This window comes from Phenylobacterium sp., from assembly GCF_036402295.1.
GTDB lineage: Bacteria > Pseudomonadota > Alphaproteobacteria > Caulobacterales > Caulobacteraceae > Phenylobacterium.
In genome coordinates this window covers 1-4,688 of record NZ_DASWTE010000288.1, presented here as the reverse complement: position 1 = coordinate 4,688, position 4,688 = coordinate 1, and the positions used below count along the sequence as shown (strand labels likewise).

6 protein-coding genes are annotated in these 4,688 nt (G+C 69.7%); 1 reads left to right on the top strand and 5 read right to left on the bottom strand.

The features are described 5' to 3' along the window. From VGD44_RS17430 to VGD44_RS17415, 4 genes are all read right to left on the bottom strand, one after another. On the bottom strand, positions 1 to 1,044 hold a 1,044-nt coding region (locus VGD44_RS17430; protein ID WP_331089428.1), incomplete at its 3' end, for an alpha/beta hydrolase. 8 nt (positions 1,045 to 1,052) lie between these two features. Further along, a complete protein-coding gene (locus VGD44_RS17425; protein WP_331089425.1) occupies positions 1,053 to 1,361 on the bottom strand; it encodes an SCP2 sterol-binding domain-containing protein in 309 nt (102 codons plus the stop codon). A 168-nt stretch (positions 1,362 to 1,529) separates the two neighbouring features. After that, positions 1,530 to 2,396 carry a methyltransferase gene (locus VGD44_RS17420; protein WP_331089423.1) on the bottom strand — a complete coding sequence of 289 codons (867 nt, stop codon included), beginning with the start codon at positions 2,394 to 2,396 and terminating at the stop codon, positions 1,530 to 1,532. A gap of 90 nt (positions 2,397 to 2,486) precedes the next feature. After that, the gene (locus tag VGD44_RS17415; protein ID WP_414694682.1) at positions 2,487 to 3,329 is read right to left on the bottom strand and encodes a class I SAM-dependent methyltransferase; all 843 of its coding nucleotides are present in this window, start codon (positions 3,327 to 3,329) and stop codon (positions 2,487 to 2,489) included. A 195-nt stretch (positions 3,330 to 3,524) separates the two neighbouring features. Here VGD44_RS17415 and VGD44_RS17410 point away from each other — a divergent pair, with 195 nt between their 5' ends. After that, positions 3,525 to 3,980 carry an Hsp20 family protein gene (locus tag VGD44_RS17410; protein ID WP_331089419.1) on the top strand — a complete coding sequence of 152 codons (456 nt, stop codon included), beginning with the start codon at positions 3,525 to 3,527 and terminating at the stop codon, positions 3,978 to 3,980. A 63-nt stretch (positions 3,981 to 4,043) separates the two neighbouring features. Here VGD44_RS17410 and VGD44_RS17405 read toward each other — a convergent pair. Continuing rightward, positions 4,044 to 4,688, bottom strand: a 645-nt coding sequence (locus VGD44_RS17405; RefSeq protein WP_331089417.1) for a pentapeptide repeat-containing protein, incomplete at its 5' end; no start/stop codon positions are given.

Here is a 4,688-nt window from a genome sequence, read left to right as displayed (position 1 = left end):
CGCCGACGCCGGGGCGGGCGCAGGCGCAGGGGCCGCGGCGGCAGGCGCCGGGTTCGGCGCGGGGGCCGCCGCCGGCTTCGGAGCTTCGGCGGGCTTCGGCGCGGCCTTGCCGGTGAGCGCGTCGAACACTCGCAAGAAGATGTTACGCATGTCGTCCGTCTCCATGAGGATTTCGTGGTAGGCGCCGGGGACCGTGATCAGGCGCCCCTGGGGAAGGTTTCGCGCCGCAGCGGCCTGGGCGGCGTTGTCGACGATGGCGTCCGCGCCGGCCGAGACGATCTCGACCGGGATGGTCACGCCGCGCAGGCGCTCGGGCTTGGCGAGGAAGGCCATCGCCTTGAACGCGAAGTCCAGCCAGCCCCAGGTCGGGCCGCCCAGCGCCAGGTCGGGATGCGCGCGGATCTGCGCCCGATGCCGTTCGAAGCGCGTGCGGTCGTGGGTGAGGACATTGTCCTCGAAAGTGTCGTCGTATGGCTTGCCCGGATCGCCACGCGTGTAGCGGCTGCCGCGGCCGAACGAGAGGTTCAGCCGGGTCATGGCCACCGCGGCCGTGCGCGGGACGCCGCCCATGTGCAGGCCCAGCATCGGCGCCGACAGGCACGCGCCGGCGAAGCGCCGCTCGCCGTTCGCCAGCGCCAGCAAGGTCAGGCAGCCGCCCATCGAATGGCCGACGGCGATCCACGGCTTGGGCAGCCGGTTCTCGTAGGCCGACAGCAGCCTGCGATAGTCCTCGAGGAAACTCTTGAAGCCCTTGGCGTGGCCTTTCAGCCGGTCGCTGAGTTCGCGCGCCGACAAGCCCTGGCCGCGCCAGTCGTGCGCCAGCACCACGAAGCCGCGGCTTGTGAAATCGCCGATCACCTCGAAATACTTCTCGATGGGCTCGGTGCGGCCGCCCGAAAGCACCACCGAGCCGCGCGGACGACCTTTCGGCATGAACAGCGCCGCGCGCAGCTTCGCGCCACCGGCTCCCACGAACCAGTCGGCCTCCGCGCCCGGCGGGACCGGCGCTTCGGGGGTGTCGACGAGGGGAGCCGGTTCGAACATCGGCGCGCCTAGACGGCCCTTTCGAAGAGGGCCTGGATCTGCGGCTGCAGGCTGAACGCGAGGCCCATGTCCGACAGCTTCATGCGCCCGGTCATCACCGCGCGCATCGGGTCGAGTTCGCCCTTCCCCAGCTTCACGAGGTCGGCGCGGCTGACCGACACGACGAGGTCGGCCGGGCGGTCGTCATTGGTGACCGAGGCGCCGTCGACATGGATCACGCCCTCGCCTTTCAGGTCGAGCTTCACCGTCCGCGCAAGGCCGTCGCCGGACGCGGCCGCGTGGCGGATGCGATCCGTCAATTCCTCCAGAGTGGCCATGACTCTCCTGAATCGAAGGGGCGAGCTTCGCTTCGCGCGCTGGCTGTGTAAACCGCTTGTGACTTGCGTCGAGCCTGTCCGGTTCGAATGGCTCCATTCGAACGGGGTGAACAGGCTCGATCTTTACATTCAGAGCGCTCCCTGGGCGAAACCGGCCTCCACTTTCGCCTAAGCGCTCTGCTTCGGTTTGACGAACTTGAGCGTCATCCGATCGCTTTCGCCAATAGCGTCGTACTTTGCGCGATCGAACGCGGGATCGGCGGGCTGGCCGCGCGGCGACGAGCGGCGCACCGGCGGCAACGTCCAGACGCCGAACGGGTGATCGCGGGTGTCCTTCGGGTTGGCGTTGACCTCGCTGGTCGCCGCGAGTTGGAAGCCCGCCTCCTGCCCCAGGCGGATCGCATAGGCCTGATCGACGTAGCCGCTCTCGGCCAAGAGGTCGGGCACGCCGCCGGGCGCCGCGCGATGCTCCTCCACCCCCAGCACGCCGCCGGGCTTCAGCGCCAGGAACGCGTCGCGGAAGGCCTTCTCGGCGATGCCGGCGGCCATCCAGTTGTGCAGGTTGCGCAGGAAAAGGATAAGGCCCGCCGAGCCCGCCGGCGCCACCGGTCCGCTGGTCGCGCCGAAGGCCGTCACCTCGACCTCGCCATACAGCTTCGACTTGTCGGCGTACTTCGTGCGGTAGGCCTCGATCATCTGGCTCACCGCCGGATCCGGCGACGCGCCGGGCTGCAGGTGTGCGGCGTAGAGCTTGCCGCCGGTGGCGGCCAGGAACGGGGCAAGAATCTCGGTGTACCAGCCTGACCCCGGCCAGAATTCCACCACCGTCGCGCCGGGCTTCAGGCCCCAGAAGGCGAGGCTCTCGGCGGGATGGCGCCACGAATCGCGGGCGCGGTCGGCGGCGCTGCGCCACGATCCGGCGACGGCTTCCGCGACGGTCTTCGGCGGCTTGGCTTTCGGGGTCTCGGGCCGCCCGCGGCAACTCGCCAGGGCCGTCGCGCCGATGAGCAGCGCGCGTCGGGACAGATGGATCATGGCCGAAGCGGCCCCCTCTCGCGAGCGCCCCCCGGCCGACCCACGAGGCTAGTGCTAGCCCCGCGCGTCGACCGGGTCAAAGCGCGGCGATCAGCCGGCCTTCACGAACCGCAGCGTCATGCGGTCGCTCTCGCCGATGGCGTCGTACTTGGCGCGGTCGAAGTTCGGGTCCGAGCCGCGGCCGCCGGCCGTCGTCCAGCGCGAGGGCGGCAGCGTCCACACCCCGAACGGATGGTCCTTGGTGTCCTTCGGGTTAGCGTTCACCTCGGACTTCGCGGCCAGCTTGAAGCCCGCCTTCTCCGCCGCGGCGACCACCTCGGCCTCGGTCATGTAGCCGGTCGCCCAGTTCGCCGCCGACGGCTTCGGATCCGAGCGGTGCTCCTCGACGGCCAGCACGCCGCCCGGCTTCAGGACCGCATGGAAGTCCTTCATCGCCTTCTCGAGGAACGCGGCGTTGGGCGCCCAGTTGTGGATGTTGCGGGCGGTGATGACCATGTCGGCCGAGCCCGGCGCGCCCAGCGGGCCCGACACCGGTCCGAAGCCCACCACCTTAACCTCGCCGAACTTCGCGGTGTCGGCGTATTTCTTCTCGAAGTTCGCGCGCGCCATCTTTGCGCCTTCCGAGATGTTCGGGTTGGCGAGATCCGCCGAGGTGGCGACGTAGGTCCCACCCGTGGCCTTGGCGTAGGGCGCGAGGATCTCGGTCCAGTAGCCCGAGCCGGGGCTGACCTCGATCACCGTCTGCTTGGCCTTCAGGCCCCAGAAGGTCAGGGTCTCGACCGGGTGGCGGGCGCCGTCGCGGGCCTTGTGCTCGGGCGCGCGCTGGGCTCCGGCCACGACAGCCTGCAGCTTGGCGTCGGCGGCCTGGACGGGAGCCGAAATGGAGAGGGCGACAGCGACGGCCGCAGCCGAGGCGAGGCGGAGCATTGGGATTCCTCCTGATTGGGGCGGCAACCTAGGCCGCTCAAACGTCGCGGCAAAGCCCCCTTGAACCGTCAAATCCGGCCACTAACTCATGGCCTGGAGGCGCTGGATGTCCGGGCCTTCTGGGCTGTAGGCGAGGCCGGAATGGGTCGCCGCAAGTCCATCAGACAACGCAACCTTGCTTTGAAAGAAGGATGTGACCGCATGCGTACGATCGACTTCTCCCCCCTCTATCGCTCCGTCGTGGGTTTCGACCGCCTGGCGAACCTGCTGGAGACAGCTGCGGCCGATAGCGCCGCCGGCTACCCGCCCTACAACATCGAGCGTACCGACGAGAACGCCTACCGCGTCGACATCGCGGTCGCGGGCTTCCGTCCGGAAGAACTGGGCGTCGAGGTGAAGGAGAACCTGCTCACCGTCACCGGCCGCAAGGCCGCCAATGACGAGGCGAAGAAGTACCTCCACCGCGGCCTCGCCGAGCGCAACTTCGAGCGCCGGTTCCAGCTGGCGGACTACGTGATCGTCACCGACGCCAACCTGGCCGACGGCCTGCTGTCGATCTCGCTGAAGCGCGAGCTTCCGGAAGCGCTGAAGCCGCGCACCGTGCAGATCAACACGGCCGCCCAGCCGAGCCTGATCGAGGGCGAGAAGGCCGCGTAAGCGACCCGACGCTTCTCAGAAGAACCGGGCGGCGTTCCTTCGGGAGCGCCGCCCTTTCTATTGTCAGATCACGTCGTCCAGGCCGCGCGCGCCATGGCGCAGCACGCTGGTGAAATCCGCCTGCTTGAGGAGGGCGCCGGAGAAGTTGGCGCGGCTGACGTCGGCGTCGACGAAGATGGCGTGGCGCACGTCGGCGCGGGTCAGGTCGGCGCCCTTGAGCTGGCTGCCCGTCAGGTTGCACGGCAGCACGCGGTCGGCGCCCAGCAGCAGCGGCCCCATCTGGGCGTCGCGCAGGTCGGCCCCCGACAGCTTTGCGCCCACCAGCCGCGCGCCCCTAAGGTCGGCGCGGCGCAGGACGCAGTTGCGCAGGTCCGCGCCCTCGAGGTGGGCGCCCTGCAGTTGCACGCCCTCCATGTCGAGGCCGTAGAACACCGCGCCCTTCGCCGAGAGCGCCGTGAGGTTGTAACCGCGCACCGAGGTCAGCTTGCGCAGGTCGGCGTTGTCGAACGACGATGGCTTGCCCTCGGCCCCGCCCGTCTCGCACCACCGCGCGTGGTCCTTGATCATCTCGGCGTAGGGCAGGTCGCTCAGCGCCCGGCCGGCCGGCTCGTCGGTCAGCGCGCCCTTGAGGTTCGCGTCCGAGACGTTCCAGGCCACCGTGCGGGCCCCCACCAGGATCGCGTCGGAGAGGTCGGCGCCGGCCAGGTC

Bases quoted from the DNA above. Each gene is read 5' to 3' on its own strand.
- VGD44_RS17420 (WP_331089423.1), bottom strand. From the start codon at position 2,396: ATGATCCATCTGTCCCGACGCGCGCTGCTCATCGGCGCGACGGCCCTG.
- VGD44_RS17410 (WP_331089419.1), top strand. From the start codon at position 3,525: ATGCGTACGATCGACTTCTCCCCCCTCTATCGCTCCGTCGTGGGTTTC.
- VGD44_RS17425 (WP_331089425.1), bottom strand. From the start codon at position 1,361: ATGGCCACTCTGGAGGAATTGACGGATCGCATCCGCCACGCGGCCGCG.